The organism is Anaeromicrobium sediminis (genome assembly GCF_002270055.1).
Lineage (GTDB): Bacteria > Bacillota > Clostridia > Peptostreptococcales > Thermotaleaceae > Anaeromicrobium > Anaeromicrobium sediminis.
Window position 1 is genome coordinate 32,850 of the sequence record NZ_NIBG01000010.1, and the last position, 25,562, is coordinate 58,411.

The 25,562-nt window shown below is 29.2% G+C and carries 22 protein-coding genes; 3 read left to right on the plus strand and 19 right to left on the minus strand.

Annotated features, from left to right (window positions below; all coding sequences use genetic code 11):
- Positions 1–8 precede the first annotated feature (8 nt).
- From dnaK to gpr, 8 genes are all read right to left on the minus strand, one after another.
- Positions 9–1,841 (minus strand): molecular chaperone DnaK, encoded by a 1,833-nt coding sequence (dnaK, locus tag CCE28_RS12210; RefSeq protein WP_095134006.1) that lies wholly within the window; start codon positions 1,839–1,841, stop codon positions 9–11.
- A 40-nt stretch (positions 1,842–1,881) separates the two neighbouring features.
- Positions 1,882–2,433: a nucleotide exchange factor GrpE gene (gene grpE, locus CCE28_RS12215; RefSeq protein ID WP_095134007.1), complete on the minus strand. Its 552-nt coding sequence runs from the start codon at positions 2,431–2,433 to the stop codon at positions 1,882–1,884.
- A gap of 128 nt (positions 2,434–2,561) precedes the next feature.
- The gene (gene hrcA / locus CCE28_RS12220; protein WP_095134008.1) at positions 2,562–3,590 is read right to left on the minus strand and encodes a heat-inducible transcriptional repressor HrcA; all 1,029 of its coding nucleotides are present in this window, start codon (positions 3,588–3,590) and stop codon (positions 2,562–2,564) included.
- A gap of 263 nt (positions 3,591–3,853) precedes the next feature.
- A complete protein-coding gene (hemW, locus tag CCE28_RS12225) occupies positions 3,854–4,993 on the minus strand; it encodes a radical SAM family heme chaperone HemW (RefSeq protein WP_095134009.1) in 1,140 nt (379 codons plus the stop codon).
- A gap of 52 nt (positions 4,994–5,045) precedes the next feature.
- The gene (gene lepA / locus CCE28_RS12230; RefSeq protein WP_095134010.1) at positions 5,046–6,860 is read right to left on the minus strand and encodes a translation elongation factor 4; all 1,815 of its coding nucleotides are present in this window, start codon (positions 6,858–6,860) and stop codon (positions 5,046–5,048) included.
- 263 nt (positions 6,861–7,123) lie between these two features.
- Positions 7,124–7,384, minus strand: a complete 261-nt coding sequence (locus tag CCE28_RS12235) for a hypothetical protein (RefSeq protein WP_176461796.1) — start codon at positions 7,382–7,384, stop codon at positions 7,124–7,126.
- A 90-nt stretch (positions 7,385–7,474) separates the two neighbouring features.
- Entirely contained in the window at positions 7,475–8,647 is a 1,173-nt protein-coding gene (spoIIP, locus tag CCE28_RS12240) for a stage II sporulation protein P (RefSeq protein ID WP_095134012.1), read from the minus strand.
- 71 nt (positions 8,648–8,718) lie between these two features.
- A complete protein-coding gene (gene gpr, locus CCE28_RS12245) occupies positions 8,719–9,687 on the minus strand; it encodes a GPR endopeptidase (RefSeq protein WP_095134013.1) in 969 nt (322 codons plus the stop codon).
- A 193-nt stretch (positions 9,688–9,880) separates the two neighbouring features.
- On the opposite strand from gpr, the gene rpsT reads away from it, so the two are divergent.
- Complete coding sequence (gene rpsT / locus CCE28_RS12250; RefSeq protein ID WP_095134014.1) at positions 9,881–10,144, plus strand: 30S ribosomal protein S20; 264 nt, start codon at positions 9,881–9,883, stop codon at positions 10,142–10,144.
- A gap of 148 nt (positions 10,145–10,292) precedes the next feature.
- Here the strand turns inward: rpsT and holA are convergent, their stop codons facing one another.
- The 9 genes from holA to CCE28_RS12295 form a co-directional block, all read right to left on the minus strand.
- Positions 10,293–11,327, minus strand: a complete 1,035-nt coding sequence (holA, locus tag CCE28_RS12255; protein ID WP_095134015.1) for a DNA polymerase III subunit delta — start codon at positions 11,325–11,327, stop codon at positions 10,293–10,295.
- Positions 11,328–11,332: 5 nt separating this feature from the next.
- Positions 11,333–13,606: a DNA internalization-related competence protein ComEC/Rec2 gene (locus tag CCE28_RS12260; RefSeq protein WP_095134016.1), complete on the minus strand. Its 2,274-nt coding sequence runs from the start codon at positions 13,604–13,606 to the stop codon at positions 11,333–11,335.
- Between the two features lie 98 nt (positions 13,607–13,704).
- Positions 13,705–14,238, minus strand: a complete 534-nt coding sequence (locus tag CCE28_RS12265; RefSeq protein ID WP_176461797.1) for an ECF transporter S component — start codon at positions 14,236–14,238, stop codon at positions 13,705–13,707.
- A gap of 119 nt (positions 14,239–14,357) precedes the next feature.
- On the minus strand, positions 14,358–16,469 hold the full coding sequence (locus CCE28_RS12270) for an Eco57I restriction-modification methylase domain-containing protein (RefSeq protein WP_095134018.1): 2,112 nt from the start codon (positions 16,467–16,469) through the stop codon (positions 14,358–14,360).
- A 100-nt stretch (positions 16,470–16,569) separates the two neighbouring features.
- Positions 16,570–17,103, minus strand: a complete 534-nt coding sequence (locus CCE28_RS12275) for a hypothetical protein (RefSeq protein WP_095134019.1) — start codon at positions 17,101–17,103, stop codon at positions 16,570–16,572.
- A 150-nt stretch (positions 17,104–17,253) separates the two neighbouring features.
- The gene (locus CCE28_RS12280; RefSeq protein WP_095134020.1) at positions 17,254–17,685 is read right to left on the minus strand and encodes a hypothetical protein; all 432 of its coding nucleotides are present in this window, start codon (positions 17,683–17,685) and stop codon (positions 17,254–17,256) included.
- A gap of 90 nt (positions 17,686–17,775) precedes the next feature.
- On the minus strand, positions 17,776–17,958 hold the full coding sequence (locus tag CCE28_RS12285) for a DUF4177 domain-containing protein (protein WP_141228357.1): 183 nt from the start codon (positions 17,956–17,958) through the stop codon (positions 17,776–17,778).
- 39 nt (positions 17,959–17,997) lie between these two features.
- Positions 17,998–18,918, minus strand: a complete 921-nt coding sequence (locus CCE28_RS12290) for a hypothetical protein (protein WP_095134022.1) — start codon at positions 18,916–18,918, stop codon at positions 17,998–18,000.
- Positions 18,919–19,052: 134 nt separating this feature from the next.
- Complete coding sequence (locus tag CCE28_RS12295; protein ID WP_095134023.1) at positions 19,053–19,649, minus strand: hypothetical protein; 597 nt, start codon at positions 19,647–19,649, stop codon at positions 19,053–19,055.
- Between the two features lie 248 nt (positions 19,650–19,897).
- Between CCE28_RS12295 and CCE28_RS12300 the strand changes: the two genes are divergently transcribed.
- Both CCE28_RS12300 and CCE28_RS12305 read left to right on the plus strand, forming a co-directional pair.
- On the plus strand, positions 19,898–20,674 hold the full coding sequence (locus CCE28_RS12300) for a hypothetical protein (RefSeq protein ID WP_141228358.1): 777 nt from the start codon (positions 19,898–19,900) through the stop codon (positions 20,672–20,674).
- Positions 20,675–20,878: 204 nt separating this feature from the next.
- Entirely contained in the window at positions 20,879–22,072 is a 1,194-nt protein-coding gene (locus CCE28_RS12305) for an alanyl-tRNA editing protein (RefSeq protein ID WP_095134025.1), read from the plus strand.
- A 46-nt stretch (positions 22,073–22,118) separates the two neighbouring features.
- Here CCE28_RS12305 and CCE28_RS12310 read toward each other — a convergent pair whose 3' ends face one another.
- Together CCE28_RS12310 and CCE28_RS12315 are read right to left on the minus strand one after the other, a co-directional pair.
- Positions 22,119–23,747, minus strand: coding sequence for a response regulator transcription factor (locus CCE28_RS12310; RefSeq protein WP_095134026.1), 1,629 nt, complete (start codon positions 23,745–23,747; stop codon positions 22,119–22,121).
- Positions 23,740–25,524, minus strand: a complete 1,785-nt coding sequence (locus CCE28_RS12315; protein ID WP_176461798.1) for a sensor histidine kinase — start codon at positions 25,522–25,524, stop codon at positions 23,740–23,742. Before CCE28_RS12315 ends, CCE28_RS12310 begins: the two co-directional genes overlap by 8 nt.
- Positions 25,525–25,562 lie beyond the last annotated feature (38 nt).

The window sequence follows — 25,562 nt, forward strand, 5'->3', positions numbered from 1 at the left end:
AATCTAAATTACTTATCTTCATCTACTACTTCATAGTCTGCATCTACCACATTATCATCTTCTGGCTTAGCTCCTGGTTGGCCTTCTGCTCCACCTTGGGCTTGAGCTGCCTGCTCATACATTTTTTGTGATAAAGCATGGAATTGGCTAGTTAATTCCTCAGTAGCTTTATTAATAGCCTCTATGTCATCTCCCTCTAAAGATTTCTTTAGAGTTTCTAGAGCTGCTTCTACCTTAGCTTTTTCATCAGCACTAATCTTATCTCCAACTTCTTTTAATGTCTTTTCAGTTTCATATACTAATGAGTCCGCCTTATTTCTTGACTCTATAGCTTCTTTAATTTTCTTGTCTTCCTCTGCAAACTTCTCTGCATCTCTTACCTTTTGTTCTATTTCTTCATCACTTAAGTTAGTTGATGCTGAAATAGTGATTTTTTGCTCTTTTCCAGTTCCCTTATCCTTTGCACTAACATTAACTATACCATTAGCATCAATATCAAATGTTACTTCAATTTGAGGAATTCCCCTTTGTGCTGGCATAATTCCGCCTAATTGGAATCTTCCTAATGTAGAGTTATCTCCTGCCATTTGTCTTTCACCTTGTAATACGTGAATGTCAACAGATGTTTGATTATCTGCTGCTGTTGAGAATACTTGGCTCTTCTTTGTAGGAATAGTAGTATTTCTTTCAATAAGCTTAGTAAATACTCCACCTAAAGTCTCAATACCTAAAGATAAAGGGGTTACGTCTAATAGTAATACATCCTTAACTTCACCTGTTAATACTCCTGCTTGAATAGCTGCTCCTAATGCAACACACTCGTCTGGATTAACTCCCTTGTGTGGATCCTTTCCAGTAAGCTTTTTAACTTCATCTTGAACTGCTGGTATTCTAGTAGAACCTCCCACTAAAATTACCTTTTCAATATCTGAAGAGCTTAAGCTTCCATCAGCTAAAGCTTTCTTAGTAGGAGCCATAGTATTTTCTACTAATCCAGATGTTAATTGGTTGAATTTAGCTCTAGTTAAATCTATATTTAAGTGAAGTGGACCTTCTGCCGTTGCAGTAATAAAAGGTAAATTAATGTTTGTGCTTTGAGCACTAGATAATTCCTTTTTAGCTTTCTCTGCAGATTCTTTTAATCTTTGTAAAGACATTTTATCTTTTCTTAAGTCTACTCCATGCTCTTTCATAAATGACTCTGCCAAGAAGTTCATTACAGCTTCATCAAAGTCATCTCCACCTAAGTGGTTATTTCCATTAGTAGCAAGTACTTCAAATACTCCATCGCCAAGTTCTAATGCAGATACGTCAAATGTTCCTCCACCTAAGTCAAATACCATAATCTTATGATGATCCGTTTCTTTGTCTAATCCATAAGCTAGAGATGCTGCTGTTGGCTCATTTATAATTCTTTTTACTTCAAGGCCTGCTATTTTACCAGCATCCTTAGTTGCCTGTCTTTGACTATCTGTAAAGTAAGCTGGAACTGTGATAACAGCTTCAGTTACCTTTTCACCTAAGTAACTTTCTGCATCAGCTTTTAATTTCGAAAGAATCATAGCTGATATTTCTTGAGGACTATATTCTTTTCCATCTATCTCAACTTTATAATCTGTTCCCATATGTCTTTTTATTGACATTATTGTTCTTTCTGGATTTGTTATTGCTTGTCTTTTTGCAGTTTCTCCTACTAATCTTTCTCCATTCTTTGAGAATGCTACTATAGAAGGAGTAGTTCTATTTCCTTCTGCATTAGGAATAACTACTGGTTCTCCACCTTCTAAAACTGCTACACATGAGTTAGTTGTACCTAAATCGATACCGATTACTTTACCCATTTTAAATCTCCTCCTTGAATATATATAAAAATTTTAAATTTTATTTAATAACTTTAACCATGCTAGGACGTATTACTTTATCATTTAACACGTATCCCTTTTGAAATTCTTCCATGATAGTATCAGGCTCCACATCATCTGAACTATCTTGCATAACTGCGTGGTGATAATTTGGATCAAACTCTTTGCCTATTGCCTCTATTGCTTCTAGTCCATTTTTGCCAAGAACATCAACAAATTGTTTTAAAATCATATCAACTCCATTGAAGAATGACTCGTCTTTTATATCACTTTTATGAGAGTTAATGGCCCTTTCTAAATTATCTAAGATGGGTAATAAGTCCACAATTAACTTTTCATTGGCTAACTTATATATGTCTCCCTTTTCCTTTTCAACCCTTCTCTTAAAGTTTTGAAAATCAGCTGTCATTCTTAAGTATTTGCCATTTAACTCTTCATTTTCTTGTTGAATCTTTTCTAATCCATCATTAATATTTTTTGCTTCCTCTATGTCTTCTTCTATAGAATCTTTTTCAGATTCTTCAATTATTTGTTCTACTTCTTCTTGTTCTTGAACATTTTTATTCTCCATGCCATTCACCTACCTGGTTTCTTAATTTAATAAAAACTTTTATCTATATTAAAATTTATTATGAACAACACTCAATCCTCATATTAGACTAAGCTTAGTTCATTTTTAATCTTAAATAATATTAATACCTATTTATTATTATCTTTTAATATTTTACTTAAACTATTAGTTATACAAGATACTACTGAAGTTATATGATTATAGTCCATTCTAGTTGGCCCTATAACCCCAATTTTTCCTATTATCAACCCCTTATACTTGTAAGTGGCTGTAATTAAACTACACTCTTTCATTTCTTCAAACTCATTTTCTTTACCTATTTTTATATTTAGAGCATCCTGTGAATTTAGAAGCAAGCTTATTAAATTATCTTTTCTTCCTAATAATTTCATGAATTTTTTTGCCTTTTCTATGTCATGATACTCTGGCAAATCCAATATATTGGCAATACCTTCTAAATATAATTCCACATTAATCATATCTTCAATAGTACTTATTAAAGCTGGAAATATGGATTCTACAATCCTAGTGTATCTAAGAGCTTCTTCATACACTACTTTGATCAACTCAGGACTTATCTCCCCTATTCTTAAATTCTTTAGCTTTGATTCTAAAATATTAGATAATAATTCTAACTCCCCTATATTATAAGGTTTTATACTCCTTATAATAGTATTTTTTACTTCTCCTGTCTCAGATACTATGATCAATAGTATACTTTTAGGATCAATAGGTACTAATTTTACACCCTTTAGTATACCTTCTCTTAATTGAGGAGATAAAGCTACAGAAGTCAGTTTAGTAGTTTTAGAAATAAACTTAGCCGTTTGGCTAATTGCCTGTTCTATTTCACTTATACTGTTTATGTACTTCTTCTCTAATTCTTTATTAAGCTTCTTATCCACTTTTAAATCTTTAATAATATTATCTACATACAACCTATAAGCCTTATCTGATGGAACCCTTCCAGCAGATGTATAGGGTTGACTTAAGTATCCTAAATCTTCTAAATCAGACATTTCATTTCTTATAGTAGCAGAACTCACTCCTAGGTTATACTTTTTAGCTAGTGTGCGTGAGCCTACAGGCTCTGCCGTTTCTATGAAATCTCTTATTATGGCCTGTAGAATTTTTAGTTTTCTTTCTTCCAGTTCCATAATATCACTCCTAATTGTTAGCACTCTCTTTAATTGAGTGCTAAACTATTATGTTTTAAAATTATCATTAATGAAATAATTTGTCAATATATTTTTTAACTTTATATGAAATTATAATTTTTCAAAACTATAGATAAGTAAAAAAATGAAGTGGGTGTAGGGGAATATCCCCTGCCTCTTTAAAGGAGGATGCTCAGATTACGCTAGTAATCGTCGAAAGGAACCACAGGTTTCATTATTCTCCCATAGGTCGTATGCCTTTTTTACTCTATTAAAAATCCCATAAATACTTGATTGGATAAATCTATTCCCTTTGGCGTTAAAAACAAATATTGCCCTTCTTGTTTCATCAAGCCTTCATCTATAAATTTTTTAATTTGTTTTTCATATATTTGTTCAATATTCACCTTGTATGTTTCATTTAATTCATAAATATTTATACCCTTTATTAACCTTAATCCTAAAAACATACATTCACTTATATGGTCCTTTATATGATTTTCTTCTTCTACTATTTCTATCCTATTTCCCATTTTTAAATTTTTAATATATTCATTCACATCTATAAGATTTGAAGTTCTAGTTTTATTTATGTATGAATGGGCACCTAAACCCACACCAATATATTCTTCATTTTTCCAATAAATTACATTATGTACGCTTTCATATCCTTTTTTGCAAAAATTGGATATTTCATAATGGATATAGTTATTTTTAGTCAATATGTCTTTAGCTAAATAATACATCTTTCTATCTTCTTCTTCCGATGGCAACTTTAATAGACCCTCATCATATTTCCTCGCAAATATGGTGTTATCCTCTATCTTTAAACTATAAGATGATATATGCTCCGGATTTAACTTAACTATATTTTCTAATGTTTCTCTCCACTCTTCTATAGTCTGATTTGGAAGGCCAAACATTAAGTCCACGTTTATATTTTCAAATCCCACTTCTCTAGCCAACTTAAAATTTTGTATAAACTCATCCTTCGTATGTATTCTTCCAATTTCTTTTAGCATATAATCTTGCCAGGCCTGAAATCCCATGCTAATTCTATTTATTCCACTTCTTAGATAAAGTTCTAGTTTTTCCCTATCTAAAGTTCCTGGATTTGATTCAATTGTAAATTCTAAATTTTTTTTCAGTTTCAAATTATCATTTATATAATCTAATATTTTCTTCATTTCGTCTATCGGGAGTAAGGATGGAGTTCCTCCTCCTATGAAAATAGATTTTATTATATATTTAGATAACAACTCTTTTTTTATCTCAAATTCCTTAAGTAGTCCTTCCACATAAGGGTTAAATTTATCTTTCATGTTTGAATAAGAATTAAAGTCACAATAAAAACATTTACTATGGCAAAAGGGGATATGTATATACAATCCTATTTCTTTCATAAAAAACACCTTTCTTAAGCTTTTTTTAATAAAAATAGCCACCTAAAGGTGACTATTTTGATTCATCATATTTTAATACGGCCATGAATGCATCTTGAGGAACTTCAACATTTCCTAATTGACGCATCCTCTTCTTACCTTCTTTTTGCTTTTCAAGTAACTTTTTCTTTCTACTTATATCTCCACCATAACATTTTGCTAATACGTCTTTTCTCATGGCTTTAATAGTCTCCCTAGCTATTACCTTATTTCCTATTGAAGCTTGAACAGGTATAGCAAACATATGCCTAGGAATTACATCCTTTAATCTTTCACATACGATTCTTCCTCTAGCAGCAGCCTTAGATTCATGAACAATCATAGAGAAAGCATCTACTACTTCTTTGTTAAGTAATATATCCATCTTAACTAACTTAGATCTTTCATATCCTCTTAATTCATAGTCAAGGGAACCATATCCCCTAGTCTTAGATTTTAATGCATCAAAGAAATCATATATTACTTCATTTAAAGGTAGTTCATAGTTAAGAGCTACTCTTCTTTCATCTATATATTCCATATTTTTCATGTTTCCACGTCTATCTTGGCAAAGTTCCATTACATTACCCACATAATCATTAGGAATCATAATTTTTGCATCCACTATAGGTTCTTCCATAAAAGCTATTTCTTCCGTTGGAGGTAGATTTGTAGGATTTTGTATCATTAACACTTCTCCATCAGTCTTTGTAACTCTGTATATAACACTTGGAGATGTGGTTATTAATCCTAAATTAAATTCTCTTTCCAATCTCTCTTGAATTATTTCCATGTGAAGTAATCCTAAGAATCCACATCTAAATCCAAATCCTAATGCATTTGAAGTTTCTGCTTCAAACTCTAAAGATGCATCATTAACTTGAAGTTTTTCAAGGGCATCACGGACATTTTCATACTTTTCACCTTCTGCTGGATAAATACCACAATAAACCATCGGAACTACCTTCTTATAGCCTGGTAGTGGTTCATCAGTAGGATTATCAGCACTAGTTATAGTATCTCCAACTTCCACCTCGCCTACATTTTTAACACTAGCAGTTATGTATCCTACATCTCCTGCTTTTAATTCATCTGTAGCCATGGCACTTGGTGTAAATACTCCAACTTCTGTTACTTCAAACTTTTTACCTGTAGCCATCATTAGAATTTTATCTCCACGTTTTACACTACCTTCTCTTACTCTTGTATAGGCTACTACACCCTTATAACTGTCATAGTAAGAGTCAAATACTAAAGCCTTAAGAGGTGCATCTTCATCTCCAGTTGGACTTGGTACATACTTAACTACTGCTTCTAATACATCTTCTATGTTTAAGCCTTCCTTTGCGGAAATAAGTGGTGCATAACTTGCATCTATACCTATAATATCTTCTACTTCTTCTTTTATTTCATCTGGCCTTGCACTTGGTAAATCTATTTTATTTATAACAGGAACTATTTCTAGATCTTGTTCTAATGCCAAATAAACATTAGCTAAAGTTTGTGCCTCCACACCTTGTGCTGCGTCTACTACTAATATGGCTCCCTCACAAGCTGCTAAACTTCGTGAAACTTCATATGTAAAATCCACATGACCTGGTGTATCTATTAAATTTAATATATATTCTTCACCATCTTTGGCTTTGTAAACCAATCTAGTACTTTGTAACTTTATAGTAATCCCACGTTCTCTCTCTAGTTCCATACTGTCAAGTATTTGATCTTTCATTTCTCTTTGCGTTAAAAGACCTGTCTTTTCTATTAATCTATCTGCCAAAGTAGATTTCCCGTGGTCAATATGCGCTATAATACTAAAATTTCGTATCTGCTTTTGGCGGTTGCTACCCATTAATAGTCCTCCTCTTATTCTTTATCCTCTTATTCTTTAAAATCTGTATCATTATACCATAATTTATTGAAATGGTGTAGTTTTACTGATTATTTTAGGATTTATTTTTATACTTCCCTAATATTTTATAATATAATAGATTATTAAATAATTAAACTTACATTCTAAAAGAGGACTTTTTTACTAAAAGAAGACGTTTTTTTATAGTTTCAGTGCGATTTAAATATGAAATTAAATAAAAATGAATTTATGAAAATTCATTTTTATTTATCAAAGAATTCATTTTTATTTTGTACATCCTTTATAAAAATATCAATATTATTTTTTATAGACATGTACTTATCTTTCACCTTTTCTTTATCTACATATAATTTTTCACCACATATGTATACTTCATAAAGGGATTTGGTTATTTTATAATATCCTAATGCCATCTTATCTTCTATCTTATTTAATTGACGAAATGAATTATCTACAGAAACTATACCACCAATCATTATTATCATAAGTAACACTATACTCATACTTTTGAAAAAGTAATAGTTTTTTTTATTTTTTTCTTCTTTTCTGCCCATTATTATCACCACTAGTATTATAGACCTTAATTTTAAGTTCTATTCTTTTATATCCTTTATGACTTCATCTAGTATTTTTCCAACATATTTTGCTGCTTCAGTAGCCTCTTCTATATTATTTTGTGTATTACCTATTTCTATTAAAATATAATGGTCTGAATTATATTCATTAAACTTATAAGGCTTTTTAATAGTCTTTTTACAAAGTCCTGGATAAAGTTCATCACTCTTTCCCTTAATGTAATTTGCAAAGGCTATTAAATCTTCATAATTTTCATTCTTAGTTCCAACTACCATACTAAATTTTGCTACCTTTTTTCCCTTTATAGTTACATAGCTATTTCTCCTACTTTCTTCTGTACTTCCTCCTGCATCCCTATGTATATCAATTATAAAGTTAGCTGTAGGATATTTTTTCATGTTAATTTTAAGGGTTGATAATGCCCTTGTATAAGATTCCCTATATGATGGATAATCATGGAGTGTTTCATCATGAACCACATTATATCCCTTGTCCTCCAAAGAGTCCGTAAGAACGTCTCCAACTTTTCTAACGGTATAATCCCTTTTAAGAGAATGAAAGTTTCCTTCATCCATAGGAAGATATGATTCAGTAGCATGGGTATGATAGATAAATATATTTGGTTTTCCACTTACAATTTTCAATTTCTTACTTGGTTTTTTTGCTGGTGAAGTTACTATCTTTACTTCCTCTTTTTTGTCTGGTTCTTTTACTTCTTGGGCTTCTTCCTTAATATCAGTTTCCTCTTCTGATAAATTTTCATCCTCATTTTTCTTAGTAGACACCGGTTCTATTTCAGGTTCTACTACTTTTTCATTATGATCATTATAATTTACTATATCCTCATCCATATTTTCTAAAATGGCCATTTCATTCTTTAAGAATGTTTTAGGATCCTTATAGTTCATATCTACCAGCTTATAAAAAACTGATTTAAAAGAATAGTTATTTTCTACGTTTTCCTCTTTATAAGTTATCTCCATAGCAGGTATTCCTTTTAGAAATATGGCCCTTAATATGTCCTTTTTAACATTTTCATCTTCAACTTGTACTTCATAGTTTTTATCCATGCTCAATGCTTCCACAGTTATATCATATATATAGAATTTTATAGATACTACAAACAAGGTTATAGTCAAAATCATTCCTAACCACTTATATATTTTTTTAAGTTCTATAATTTTTATCAATAGCTTCCCCCCTTGCTTGTCTTATGTTTACAAAGAATTATATGATTCAAAACCGCAAAATATTCCTTAAGTTAATGTAAATATCTATTTACATCTTTAATTTCAATTCCAGGATGTAGGCAAATATTCAATGCATTAGCTATTACTTGAGAAATATTAGTGATTATCATATCTATATCCTTAGTAGTTACTATTACATTAGCATTAAATGGTTCCATAACTTCCCTTATTAATTGATATTTATCCTCATCTTTCATTCCCTTTAACAAATTATAAAAGGATGAACCCTTTTCTGTTTGACTAGCAAGATGGTTCACTACTAAGCTTATGGTATCATTGGCTAATGTGGCTGCATCTACCACAGTAGGTACTCCTATTGCCAAAACAGGAACTCCTAGGGTAGCCTTGCTAAATTCTTTTCTTTTATTTCCTACACCACCACCAGGACTTATGCCTGTATCTGTTATTTGTATAGTTGTATTAACTCTTTCCATTTTTCTAGATGCTAATGCATCTATGGCCACTACGAAATCCGGTTTAGTTTTTTCTACTATACCCTTTATAATTTCCACCGTTTCAATTCCAGTTGTCCCCATAACTCCAGGAGATATGGCACTTACAGCTCTCATAGTCTCGTCTTCTTCTTTTTTATACGCTTCAAAAAAATGTCTAGTTACATATATTTTAGATACTACTTGTGGTCCCAATGCATCTGGAGTTATGTCCCAATTACCTAATCCCACAATTAAGGTTTTAAAATGTTCCTTTTTAGGGACAAAAGCCTTTAACTCTTCTGCTAAAAGTTTACTCATACTATCTTTTAAGTCCGCATCTGCCACTTTTAACTGGGGGGCTTCTATGGTAATATACATGCCCTTTGGCTTCCCCATTATTTTACTACCTTCCTCATTTAAAACTTCCACATAGGTAGTTGTAGCTACATCCGCTTTACGTTGCTCTACAGACACTCCTGGAATTTCCCCACGATTCTCCTCTTGACACATTTCTTGTGCTTCTAAAGCTAAATCTGTTCTTATCATCTACACATACCTCCTATCTTTATATAGTTTTCACCTTTTTATGAAATTTATGTAATTAAAATAGGTAAATATAAATGTGTATAAATTTTTTGTATATTGGAAATAAAATAAATAATAGTTTTACCTTGCAATTTCAAAACAATCATGATAAAATAACTTTTGTTGAACTGAATGATACAAGGGGGTGAACCGGTTGGCAAACATAAAATCAGCAAAGAAAAGAATTAAAGTTATCGAAGTTAAGACAGCTAGAAACAGAATGGCTAAATCTGCTGTTAAAACTGCTATAAGAAGATTTAATGAAGCTTTAACTGCTGGAAACATGGAAGAAGCTAAAGCAAAGTTCTCTTTTGCAGAAAAGAAGATCATGCAAGCAGCTTCTAAGGGAATATTCCACAAGAATATGGCTTCAAGAAAAGTTGCTCAATTAGCTAAGCAGTTAAACGCAGCTAAGTAATTTATGCATTATCGTTTCAACCCGTCATAAATTCCCCATGAAAAACAAGCGTACTATGTACGCTTTTTTACTTTGTACATAAAAAAACACAGGATCTCATATCCTGTGTTTTTTATGTTTAAAACATCCATTCTTTTTTTAATTTCATTTATGATTTACTACCCACTATAAAAATTTCTACAGCCAGCTTAGGTTCCATTTTCCCACTCTTTATATCTTTATCTGTATTAGCCAGTTCTTCTAAAATCTCTTTTAATCTTTCTAAAGTAAATTCTTTTGATTGCTTAACATACTTGCTTACTACAAACTGTTGTATTCCAAGCTTAGGTCCTATACCCATATTAGTATATCCCTTAGCTAACATTAGTTTAACTTGATATATATATCTAAATTGTCTAATTATCATATGAGTTATTCGTACTATAGGCTCTCCTTGCAGTACCATATCATTTAATATACTCAAGGCTTCTTTGATTTTGCCAGAACCTAAACATTCTACCAATATAAATATATTATTCTCCAAAGTCTTTGGAGATAAAGCTTCTATGTCCTCTTTTTTAACAACTTCATTTTCACCTACATAACCCACAATTTTACTAATTTCATTTTCTAGATCCATTAAAGTCTTAGGAGAGTTTTTTTCCTCATATCCAACTCCATCTAAAAGCATACGAATATTTTTCAATTCTATTCTCTTTCCCTTTTCTTTAAAACGTTTTTCTACCCATTTATAAAGATCTGATCCTATTAACTTATTAAATTCACCTATGTCACCATATTTTTTTATTTCTTTAAATACTTTTTTTCTTTTGTCTACCGCTTCCATTGAAGTAAATATTAGATATGTAGTATTTGGAATATTACTAAAATATTTTATAATTCTTTTTTCTTCCTCTTCACTAATATTTTTTCTTTTTCCAGAAAAGGATTCTAAATTTTTCACTATTACAAGTCTACATTCTCCCATAAATGGTAAAGTCTCACATGCATTAATAATATTATCTACACTAGCTTGTTCTCCTTCTAAAGATTGATAATTTAATGCCTCAAAATCTACAGATATAAGGTCCTTTTTTATTCTCTTCATAATGCTATCTACTATATAACTTTCCGTTCCATAAAATAAATTTATATTTTTAAGTTCTTTGTTTTTTATCTTTTTTACAATTTCTTTGTAATCCATTATTCCTACCTCACCATTGTTCTTATATTTAATTCATCGTCATTTACCTTTATTATTATTGCTCCAAATTTATCTGTTCTAAAAACTTTATATCCATAGTCATCATATCTTTTTAGTATCTCCTTACTTGGATGTCCATAAAAGTTTTTTCCCACTTGAATTATGGCTATTTTTCCATTCACTTCATTTAAAAAATTTCTTGTGCTAGATGTATTGCTGCCATGATGTGGTACCTTAATTAAATCAGCTTTTATAATTTGATTATTTTTCAATATATTTTCTTCGCCACTAGACTCTATATCTCCTGTAAATAGACATTTAAAATCATTATAATCTAGTATAAGGCTAAGAGAGTTGTTATTTTCGTCATCTTCTTTGTATACAGTATCTACACTGGGATTAATACATTTGAAAGATAAATTTTCTTCCACTGTAATACTTTGTCCCCTTGACATATTAAAAATATTAGCCTCATCCACATTACAATAATAGAGCAACTGATTAAATTCTTTTATTTCATTTGCATATACTCCAAATATTAGATTATCCACTGTCATTTTATCAGCCACCCTTAACAATCCACCAATATGATCCTTATGGCTATGAGACAAAATTATAATATCTATCTTTCTTATGCCGTTTTTAAGTAAAAGATATAATAATCTTTCATCATCACCTTCAGACACAGGTCCACCGTCTATTAATATATTTTTTTTATGAGGAGTAGTTATTAGTGTACAATCCCCTTGGCCCACATGAAAGAATGTCATTGTAAAAGGTTTTTTCACTAGACTCCCCATTAGATTTGTTATAAAAAATAGTCCTATTATTATTATACACATACTTCTTTTTCCTATTTTTACTGGCCAAATTTCATAAACTATAATTAATAATATTACATAATAAGTTATTATAAAAATTTTACTTGGAGATGCTAAAAGAAAACTACTAAAGGGCATTTTTAAAAACACCTTTGCCAAATTTATTATTATCCTACTTCCCCACAATATAAAAAAAGCTAATATGGTACTAGCCTTTGGCATTACCAAGTATAAACATAAATTGAGTAATATAACAGGCATTAAAATAGATAATATCCATATTCCTAATAAATTCATCACTAATGAGTATATGGAGATTTCATTATAATTATATAATATAATTGGCAGTATACCCAGTTGGGCACTTAAAGTTACGCTTATGATTTTCCTAATGGTTTCATTAAAAAAGTATAATAGTTTTTCTACCTTACTATGTAAAAGTATAATCCACATAACAGTAAAAAAAGATAATAAAAATCCACTATTATACAACACATAAGGATTTACTAGGATAAATATAAATCCTATAAAAGATAAGGCACATAATGAATCATAAGGTCTTTCTATTTCACTGGCAGCATCTAATATAATTAACATACACACAGCTCTTATAATAGATATGGAATATGCTGTTACAATTATATACATAAGAAATACAATGCCTGCTAACAATCTTTGTATAAACTTTTTTTTAAAAGTGATTCTATAAACAAAAATATATATTATTCCCACATGCAATCCTGAAATTGCTAATATGTGACTTATTCCTAGACTTCTAAAGTTATCATATATTTCCTCATTTAGCAAACTTTTATCTCCTGTTATTAGGCCATAACACAGATTCCCTTCTAATGGTGGTAAAGTATTTTCCAAGACCTCATATACATAATTTTTAGTTTGACTAGCCCAATCTAATAATACATTTGCTTTATTAATAACTTCTATAGACCTAGCATACAATATGGAATTTATCTTTTTACTTTTTAAATACGCTCTATAATCAAATTCTTTAGGGTTTCTTTTTGCAGGACTCTTTACTATAATACCTTCTACTATAATCTCTTTCCCTAATATACTTTCCCTTCTTTTCTCTTTTAATTTTACTAATATGTTCTCTTTAATAAAATACTTTTTCTTCTTATCTATAATGTACTCACTCTTTAATATAAACTTATCATCATATATATATTGCTGTACTACTAATCCCTTTAATGTTATTTTATCATTCTCAAAATTTCCTAGTTCACCATCATAATATTTATGTCCTATATAATTTAAATTCCCCAATACAAAAACAATCAATGTTAATACTATGTATTTCTTCTTTTTTATAAAAAAAGCAAGCATACATAGTATTAACATGAACAATATGATCTTTTCATTAATCAGTTCTATATATTCTCCAGAATATATTCCCAAAGCATAGGTTAGGAAAATAAACAACATAGGTCTTCTCATACTAAAACTCCTCAGTAATTTTAGTATATTATTCCCTTTTTTTCCAATAAAAATAAAGCCAATTAAAAATCGGCTTTATCCTTAGAGAAAATGATCTATTAAAATTCCTTTACGTATCTTTGTATTACTTTACTTTTTTCAAGCCCCATAAGAAGTGGTAAGGCTACAATGGCTCCACCTATAACTTGAGTAATATTTCCTACAACTCCTAATAGGGCTGTTTCAAATTTGTATAAAAAGCTTTCATATACTAAATATCCACCTACCATTAAGGCTCCACCTAATAAAGCTGCTACTAAAAATCCTAAGATTCTCTTAGGAACAGAATCTCCCTCTTGTACAATTTTATAATATATAATTCCTACCACAAAGGCATCTAATCCCTTTATGACAAAAGTAGCCGGTGCATATACCATGTATCCTGACAAGGCATCTGCTAAAAAAGACCCTATGGCCGCTGCTAATGCTCCATATACTGGACCTAAAAATATACCGCATAAATAAACCATACTATCTCCAATGTGAATATATCCCTTAGTAGGAGTTGGAATTTGTATAATCATAGTTCCCACTAAAACTAATGCTGCCATAACTCCTCCTAGAGTAAGCTTTTTTGAAGTAACGCCCTTCATAATTGTATCGCTCCTTTGATGAATTGTATCGTATTTTATTCTCATTTTAATTATATCACTCAATTGTATCTATGTAAAGGAAAAATATTCATATATTTTAGATAATTGAAGCGATACAATTATCTATTGTATACTCTTTCAACCATTCTTATTTCATCATCATTTAATCCATGCATCTCATATATTTTTTCATCTATAAGCCTTTGATATTCTTCCTCAGACCCACCTTCCAGGACATTTTTAACTAGGTCACTTATTTCTTCGTCCTTTTCCCAACTTATTTTAATAGGTATATTTTTAAGGGGTGTTGAATATAGTTCTAGATACTCCCCCTTCCTCTTTCCTAAATAGTATAACCAATAGTATATTAACTTAGAGTTTAATTGACCTAATATGAATTTCCAATTAACAGAAGAACATTTTCTAGTTATGTAATATACATCTGCACTAGCATACCAGGGTAACTCTTCAAAGGCAAAGGTATTTCTCTTTGCCCTTTGAGGCACTAATATTTTATTATTTAAAAATATTTCTTCCTTCCTAGGCCATTGTATAGAGTACCAGGGCTTTGTGCCATTTATAACCTCACGTCTTTTCTCAAGGGCCATCTTGAATCTATATAAGTGTTTTTTCACTGCTTTGTCATCTTTTCTATCTTCGCCTAGATTGCCCCTAACATAAAAAATATATTTTCTACTTTCTCCTTGTGTAACATATCTACTTATATGACTGTTTTTATAAAATTCTTTTTTATATATATTATTTTCTAATCCGCACTTTTTTATTTCTTCTTCTTCTAGAACAAATACCCCTTGTCCTAATTTAATGCCTTTATTAATAATTTCTTCTTGTGTGAATTTATTTTTTAATGCTCCATTTGTTACTTTATCAAGGCCTGTTACAATACCTTGGTTTATGTTAAATTTTTCTCCTAAATTACAATCCTTATTTTTTTCTAATTTATTTAATATGGTATCCTTAGCCACATGACCTTGGATCAATATATGATTATTTTCACCATACAGTTTTTCTTGGTCCTTTAATAGAAATTCTTCTATGTGTTTATTTTTTTCTTTCCCATTAAAAAATTTCACTATATCTATATTTTTATCCCTAACACAGGTCAATTTTATATTTTCCTTACTACTACCCCTTTTCACGAAATATATTAAATTATGCTGACCCCTTGCATTTTTGAAAATTTCACAATCATTTAAGTTTAATATATGAAAAAAAGATACATTTTCTTTTAAAAAACTTCTCAACTTCATGGCTCCATCTGCTGTTGAAAAATAGTTTGTAGTTATAAAGCTCAATATTCCATCTTTATTAAGGATATGGATTCCCTTATATATGAAGTAATAAAAGTAGTCCATCTTGGACTCATAAAACTCATTCCCAAAGGAAGTTTCCCTTATCTTTCTAAATATATCTTTATTCCCCTTTTCCCCTAAATAAGGAGGATTTCCTATAACTACATGAAACCCTCCTTCTTCTAATACTTTTTTTATTTTAGGGCTGTTATAGGTATCTTCCATTAAACTATCGCCCATTATTATATTTTCTTTTATATTTAGATCATGGCCAGTCCATCCTAAAGAGTTCAAACACATTTTACATACCAAAACAGGCTCCCTCTGAATATCTATCCCATATATATTTTCTTCTAATATAGATTTCTTCATCTCTGAGCTTATATTAATATTCAAAGCTTTATATAAAATGATCTTATACTTATATATGCTTTTATATGCCTCTATTAAAAACAGACCCGTTCCACAGGCCACATCTATTATTCTTATTTTATTTAAACTATATAGTATATTTTTCAGCATATGTTTGTCTACTATATTCGTTTCTCCCTTTTCCAATATGGTTTCTATAGTACTTATGTCTAAATTACTATTTAAACTTATATATTTGATTAAAGACTCTCTTACCATATACTTTAAAACATAGTCTGGTGTATAAAAACTACCAGTCTTATATTTAGTAAATATTGAAATATAGTTTTCATATAACTTACTAAATAATGTTGTATCCATATTTAATATTTCTTCAGTTAAAAAAAAATTTTTCAGTTTTATATTTTCATCTATATTGGTAAGTGCCCTTTTCCCATATTTATTTATAAATACTTGAAAAAATATATCCATTACAGATATATTTTCATAAAAATTACTCCGGTCTCCAATAAGTTCTTCTATTAATTTTTCTTCTCTATTTTCCATCTTGTCCCCCTGTTTTAAACTATAAACTATTTTCCCATCTGTTAAAGGCCTACCTAAATATTATCTATCATACTATTTCCTGGGAAAATAGATTATAAAATCATTTTGTTTCATATATTATTTTCCCTTCCATGTCTATATATGATATATCATATTTTTCAAAAATTTCTATTAGATTCTCATTACGACTTTTCCCAACTAAATTATAATTTTCCATATAAACTTTAATTTTATCCTTTTCCCCTTCTCCATGAACATAATCTATTAATTCTTTGGCCTTTTCCATTTCCTTTATAAATAAATCATAATTCTTCCTAGTATACTTATTAGGATTCTTTCCATATGCCCTTTGTAAAATTTTTTTAATTTCAATTAAATATATTTCGTTTTCTTTTCCCTTTTCAATTCCATTTTCCATAACCTTGTCCATAAGATTATAAAATTCCTTTTCAATAGGCTGCATTTCCTTTAAGTATAAAAAGATCTCTCTTCTCACAAAGTAATTAGGACCTACATCCTTTAATATACCCATAAGCAAAATTGTGCTCAAAGCAATAATACTCAACAGTATAGCCCTTTTATTTACTTTTGTTGTATTTTGTATTATTTCCTTTTTTCCCTCGCATTTCCCCATCATTATCACCCTATTGTATAATTTCAAACCTTTTAATTTCCTAATATGTAAAAAATTCAGATTAATTTGTATATTAATATTTTCTACATAAAACAGATTTCCCCTTTTTATATATACAATAAAAAAAGTACAGTTTAACTAAACTGTACTCTAATTATTGCTTAAATACATTCCATCTCCAACTTTTTGTACACCATCCATTTTTAATATAATCTTTTCCACTATTAAATCCATGTCCCTATAGTTAGTAGGAATTCCTTTTTTCTTTAGATATTTCATAATTGTAATTAACCTAATAGGGTAATCACATGGATTTTTGAAGTATGGGTGTTTTTTAATATACTCAAGAATTTTATCCTCGTCTATATCAAACATGCTTATAACATTTTCGTGTGTAGCTTTACCTTCTAATTCACTTATTATATAATCTACTTCTTTTGTAGATTTACCATATTTTATAAGCAGAGCCTTTAGTTCCTTTAAAAACTTTAGGTTTTGAGATTTCTCTTCATTGGGACTCTTCATCTCTAAATAAATATGATCGCTACACGAGTCTACCAAGTCTGATAATGAAATTTCCATACTTTTTTTTTTGCCCCCCTTAAAGTCAACAACGAATTATTATTAATAATTTTATCCTTATTATTCTCATCTGTCAATTTCATTTTTTCTTCATTCCTTTTCTTTCATTAGCATACAACAAATAGTCCTTCCATTAACTGTGGGAACAGCACTAACTAATTGCCAGCCATCTTCGCCTAATACATTTAATTTATCTTCATCATCTTTACTTAATACTAAGTTAGTTACACCCTTTGTTTTTAAGTTTATTATTTTATACTCCCACTTTTTCAAAATTTAATCCCCCTTATGTAATAGTATATATATCTAGTTTTATATTAAATCTTCAAATTTTACAATTTCATCCTTATAATGATGTACTAATTTGCCTAAAGTAGATTCAATTATTTTTTTCACTTCATCTCTCATCACTTGAGAATTACACTCTACTTCTAATTTATTTTTTTCAATAAGTATTTTAGCTAATACTTCATTTTCTTCCATTAAATTATAAGAAACTTCCTCTTCATCACAAAAATCAATGACAAACTTTTCACTTTTATCAATTTCATCCATTAGTTTCTTTCCATCTTGAAATAAATATACACTTTGCCAAACATCGTAGTCTTCATTTTTTTCCATTTCCTTTTCTAATACATCTTCCACAATGGACACATGCTTATACAATACCATAGGATGATTTCTTAAAAAATCTACCATATCTGAAAATTCTCTTTTACTTTTGTATTCATCATAATAGGTTTTAATGTTTTTTTCAATAACTGTTTTAAACATACTTGGTATATAAATTGTATCTGAACAAATGATCTTCTCGCCCTCTAGGTTCATTATTCTAACGAATATTAAATCTCTTACCTTAAATTCTTCATCATCTATCCTAATTGATATTTCCTCATTGGTAAATATATCTTTAAAAGTTCCCACATTATCCTTTAAACTAATTAACTCATATATACTCAAATATGAATTTAATTTGCTTTTTAAATAATCTATTTCTTTGTCATTTAAACTCTTATCATTTTCTAAAAATTCTTCAATAAAATTCTTTTTGTTTTCTAATTTATAATTATGCAAAATCCAATCTGTAAAGTTCATGATAAAGCTGTCACTTACATTATTTTTACTAATTTCTTCATAAAATAACTTCTTTGACTTTTCCATATGTTCCTTATATTTTTCTCCAGATATAAATTTAAATAATTTTTCTTCAACTTTATCTTTTATATTGTTCATAATTGTTTCTCTCCTTTTATTAGCCTGTTCCTTCTAAATATATAACAGATTATAATATTTTACAATGAAGTTATTTAATAATTATGGGACCATTATCTAACGTCCCATAATTATTAATCTAAATTTTTTAGATTTTATAATATTCTTTTATTTTCTTCCAATCTAAGTAAATAAAAAAATGCTGGAGCTCTTTTATAAAACTTCTCTAAATTTAGGTCTTCCCTTTTTTCCAGTGAGTATATTTTTCTAAAAACACTTATTAATTCTTTTACTTCTAGATTAGAAAAATCAATCCCCGAAAAATTTTTATACAATAAACCGGCCAATTCATCATCTATTCTAAATAAATCATAGTCACTACTCTTAAATATATTTCTTATTGTATTATTTTTATCTTCCTGTAAATCCATTATTGCCACATCATATAATAAACTAAACCTCTCGGATATATTTTTAACAAATTCCTTCCATTTGTTAAAACCACTTTTATTCATTTTTACGTATGTTAGTTTATTGTCTTCTAAATATCTTAACATGATTATCTTGGCACAATAGTTATAACAGGATTTATATAAAAACAACTTACTCCACATTTCTTCATCTATGTTTAGATTCAATCTACTATCTATTCTAATTTTTTTTATTATCCCTCTATTTTCATATTCATATTTAGTTATGAATACATCTATGAATTCTTTTATTCCTTCATATATTTTTTCCACTAAGTTCATGAATAAACTCCTCCTCATGGGAATAACTCTTAATATATTTTATTCAGCATGTCTAAATTTGTGTTTTTCTTAGGGATTAGTACATATAATTTATGAGAGGTGATTTTATGTTGTATAGGATATTTATTTTTCTAATTCTAATATCTTTTTCATTTTTTTTCATAGGCCTGTATATGGTCCCTACTTCCAATCCTTATATTTCTACTTTCAAATCTTATATTGTAGATGATTTAAAAATCTCTATGGATATGATAGATAATTATAATTCAGATGATATTAGTATAAAAAATGAAAGTAGGAAAAAAATCATAAACACAACCCTAAAGAACTTAAATTACACAAAATGGTTTCCTTACGAAGAATACATAGAATTAAAATTGTACGAGGACAAGGTTGTTCCAAATAATTCAAATCTAATAGTAGTTCTAAATTTATCTAAAGATGTAAGCGTTATGGCTATCTATAATAAAGTGAATGGCCAATACGTTTATATGTATAGTATTGAGGATATACTTCCTATAAAAAGTCTAGAATTTAGACCATATCCTGACAAGGATTATAATCTAATTATAAGTCATCAAAAACTAGATGAACGCCTAGGAGCCTTTTATTATGACGAATTTTTAGAAATTTGGGGATTTAATTCTAATAGTTTTAAGGAGTTATTTAGGAAAACCACTTATTCAGAGGAAATATATAATTTAAACTGGGTAAACCCAGATGAACCTAAAAACAAATGGCAAAAAAATATTAAAACTGGTTCTGTAGATTTTCCTTCTGACAAAGAAATCATCACTAAGACTACTACAGAATCCTTTTTAGCCCTTAGTGACAAATTTCCTAAGCCGGATGAATTTAAGTTTTTACAAAAAAGTTCTTCAACGGAAAATTATTTATGGGATGAAAAATCAAACAAATATATTTTAGATACAAAAAACACTTCTAATTTAAGTGATCCTTTAGACTTTTTAAGTGAACTTTTATCTATAAATGGCGAAAATTACAAAATAGTTAAGACTAATTAACAGGATATTCTAAATTATTGTAGAATTCATAATTATTTAAGGGAAAAATGTACTAAATTGAATCTTAATTCATATGCTTTTTACTATATTTGAATTTTAATTAAAGAAATCCAGGTATTTTTACAATTTTTTTGCTCCCCCTTGCAAAAGAGGGAGCATTAAAATACTAAACCAGGGAACAAACTTTTAATAGGAGTGATACACTTGTATAAAAAACTATTTTACGAAAACGTATATTTAAAAAACTTTTCTGCCAATATTATGGAAGTGAAAAATGAAGGTAATTCTTTTCACCTAGTCCTAGACAAAACTTGCTTTTACCCAGAGGGCGGTGGACAACCTTCTGACATGGGTTTTATTGAAAACATCCCAGTAAAATATGTTTACATAGAAGATAATAAAGTATATCATGTTGTAAACAGTTTACCCTCAAAGGAAGATAAATTAAACTGCGCTATAGATTGGCCCAGGAGATTCGACTTCATGCAACAGCATACAGGTCAGCACATTCTTTCTGCATGTATAGATAAGTTATACAGCGGTAAAACTGTAGGTTTCCATTTAAGTAAAGACTACACCACTATAGACATTACTACCCAAAACTTGAAAGATGAACATATAAAAAGAATAGAACAATTGGCCAACGAAATAGTTTTTGCCAATTTAATCATAAAGCAATTTTATCCAGATTCTCATACCTTAAAAGAACTGCCCCTTAGAAAAGTTCCTTCTGTTGATGAAAATATTCGTGTAGTTAGTATTGATTCTTTTGATCACTCTCCTTGTGGTGGTACTCACGTGAGTAGAACTGGTGAAGTGGGCTTAATCAAAATAAAGACCTATGAAAAAACACGTGGGAAAACTAGATTAGAATTTGTTTGTGGCAATAGGGCATATAATGACTATTTAATAAAAAATGATCAAATAAACAATCTATCTACCCTTTTATCTGTAAAAGACTCTCAAGTGTATGAAGCTGTGGAGCGAATACATAATGTAAATAATTCTAATAAAAAAGAAATAAATAAACTTCAATGTGAATTAATATTTTACGAAGGAGAAAAACTATATAATGAATGTACTCCTAATGGAAATTATAAAATAATAAGAAAAATATTTGAAGACAAAGACTTTCAAAACCTTCGTACCCTTGGACTTAATTTATGTTCTAAAAACAACGTGATAGCTCTACTTGGGACTAAAAAAGATAAGGCACAATTTATCCTTGCTTTGTCTAAAAACATTTCCCACATTAATATGAAGGACATAGTGAATGGTTTAAGAAGTAGAGTAACTATAAATGGTGGCGGAAATAATCATGTTTGCCAAGGTGGGGTAAACTCCATAGATGATTTAGGGTTACTTTTATCCCTTGTATACGATGAAGTTCAAAAATAAATATGACAGGTCTAAGATAAAATTGTCCTAGGCCTGTCATTTAGCTTTATCCTATTGTCTTTTTATATTGAGCAGGACTTTTGCCAACCTTCTCTTTAAATAGTTTTGAAAAATATCTACGATCTCTTATACCTACCAATTCGGCAATTTCACTTATTTTCTTATTATGGGTTTCCATCAATTCTTTGGCCTTCTCGATTCTCACATCCTTTAAGTAGTCCACAAAGTTATTTTTTGTCTGTTGCTTAAATAAATGGCTTAAATAGGACATATTCATGTGTACATGTTCTGCTACCTTTACTAAGGTTATATCCTTCATATAATTGCAATTAATATATCGTATGACTTCACAAATAACCTCATGTTCAAATTTATTCTGATCATTAGGCCTAAGTTTACCTGTGACAATTTCTATATTCCTTTTGATCCATATGATTAAATCAAAAATAGTTTCCATATTTTCAATTACCCTAAAGGGATTGGTATCTTCCCCATAAATATCTTTAGGATTTATGTCATACTCATCTGCAACTTTGTTTATTATTAATATAATCCTTCTAAAGAAATTATGGACATATTCTATTTTTACATTCCTCTCCTTAAATCCTGTTACATATAGATCTATATAATAATTTATCTTTTCGTATTGGCAATTTCTCAAATAAAATATTAACTCCTTTTCTTCCCTATTGCTGATTTTTATAGGATCTGTTGAAATCTCTTTTACTATATCCTTATAAAGTATTATTTTATGGTCTCCCATATAAAATTTAGATTTTAAACTCATTTTACATTGATTAAAGTATTCATCTATACGATCAAGACTGTAGATAGGCTCACTAATTCCAATGGACATATTAATATTCAAATAGATTTGTATGTTTTTTTGCACCCTTACAGCAAATTCCTTCATACCTTTATACATGTTCAATTGACTTTTTTCTCCATGAACTGAATATAATATTAAAAACTGTTTGTCTGTTACCCTATATACATATCCATCATTAAAATCATTTAATATTTCCTTTGATATATTCATAATGGAATTATATAGGATTTGCCTATTTCTCATATGAGGTCCAAATTTTAACTTATGAAAACCGTCGATTTCTAAAATCATTATTATTTTATTTTTTAAGTCATCTCCCAATTTCAACTCTTTAATTTTTTCTCTAATATCCTTTTTTTCTTTCCAACTTCCATTTATAATTTCCCTAAAAAACTGTTGCCTTAGTGTCTTTAAACACTTATTTGCCAGATCTTTCATACTTTCATATTGTCCATTTTCCACTCTTTCTTTCTCTATTAAATTCTTGGTTTCTTTTAAAGTTTTTAATAAAATTTTGTCATTCAATTGATTCTTTAGGCAATATTCATTAGCTCCATGCTTTAATGCCTCTTTCACATATGCAAAATCGTCATAACAGCTCAAAACAATTGTTTTACATCCGTATTTTTTTTCTCTTATGTTTTTTATCAATTCTATACCATTCATACTAGGCATACTTATATCTGTTATGACTATATGGGGCTTGAATTTTTCTATTTTCTCTAATGCTTCCCTTCCATCTATTGCTTCTCCCACCAGTTCATATCCATGCTTATTCCAATCTATTATCTTATTTAAAAACATTCTAACTGGAAAGTCATCATCTACTATTAATACTTTAATCATCTTCTCCCTCTCCTTCAAAGGTCATGGGAATTCGCATTCTAACTATTAATCCGCCCTCTTCTCTATTTCTCATAGTTAATTCATAACAATCTCCAAAATATAGTTTTATTCTCTTGTTTATATTGTTTATTCCTGTTCCTCCTACCTTTTGCTCCTTTTTTCCTCTAATGATTTCTTTTATTTCATCAACAGTCATTCCCACGCCGTTATCCTCTACTTCTAACAAAATATCCTTTTCATCCTTTATGACTCTTATTTTGATAATTCCATCTCCCCGCCTTAGATTAATACCATATCTTATGCTATTATCTACAAGGGGCTGTAATATTAATTTAGGAACCTTACACATTAAAATAGACTTATCTATTTCATAACGAACTTGAAATAAATCTCTATATCTAAACTTTTGAAGTAATATATAATTTTTAACTTGTTTAATCTCTTCATCTAAAGTTATAAAATCCATCTTATTTCCCGCACTAAGTTGAAGTAATTCTATTAATGCTCCTAACATTTCTGCCACCGTCTTTGATTCTTGAAGTATAGCTACACACCTAATAGAATTTAGGGTATTGTACATAAAATGGGGAGCCACTTGTGATTGCAGTGCCTGTAATTCTGCTTCTTTTTTCAACAATTTTTGTACATATACTTCATTAAAAAGATTATTTACTTTCATAACCATTTGATTAAAACCTTTATTTAAAATTCCAAATTCATCTTCTCTTTTTTCAATAATCTTAATATTAAAGTCTCCTTTTCCCACTTCTTCCATAGAGTACTTTAACTTTTTAATAGGTTCGTATATATTTAGCGAAAATATAAAGCCTATAATTACACTTACAATCATACATATGCCCATAACACTAATGGCATGGGATTTAATATCCTTAATCTCAGATATAATCTCATTTTGATCTATTAAGGATACAATTTTATAATTAGTAAGCTTGCTAGTCACAAAGGTGATTAAATGTTTCTTTCCCCCTACAGTGTCCACAAAGTAGCCCTCTTCCCTATTTAAAATAAATTTAATATAGGGCTTTTTACTAAAATTTAATCCTATAAGATCTACCTTTGGATGTGAAACTACTCGTCCTTCTTCATCTATAACAAATACTATATTCTTTAATTTTTTACCTCCGTTGTTTAAAAAATTAAAGAACAATACTCTCTCATCCACATTTACCCGTAATTCACCTAGGGATTCTTCATGATTAAAATTCTTAATTTGTTTTGAGATGGTAAAAAAATTTTTCTCATGGGAAAAAAAATCATCTTTTATATTTAATATAGATATCCAATTATTAGGATTTGTCTTGCCTTTTTTTATTAACCTTAGCCACTTAAAATTCTCATCATCCTTAACTGAGATTATATTTTTCATACCATAGGTAGTCATTACAGTTTTTATCTTTGGAATATATATATAAATAGAGTCTATGTATCTATATTTCTTAGCCGTTCTAGAATATTCAGAAGACATATTCATTAATTCCTTTTTACGCGTTTCTTTATCAGCTTCTATAACAGTTTGGATTTCTTCTATGGTTTCATTACTAGAACTCAATCTAATGGCCAGATAATAAGTTTCTGTTAAACAATTTTCCACAGCTTTAACATCTTGTTTTAAATTAGTTATCATTATTTGGCCAGTCTTTTCTTGTAATATATTTACAGATTTTATATATAATACACTGCCTATAATAGTAGATGGGCAAATTATAAGTATTACAAAGGCTAAAATAAGCTTACTTCTAACACTTTTAAAATTCACCATTAAAAGCTCCTTTCTTTTTATTAGAACTTAAATAT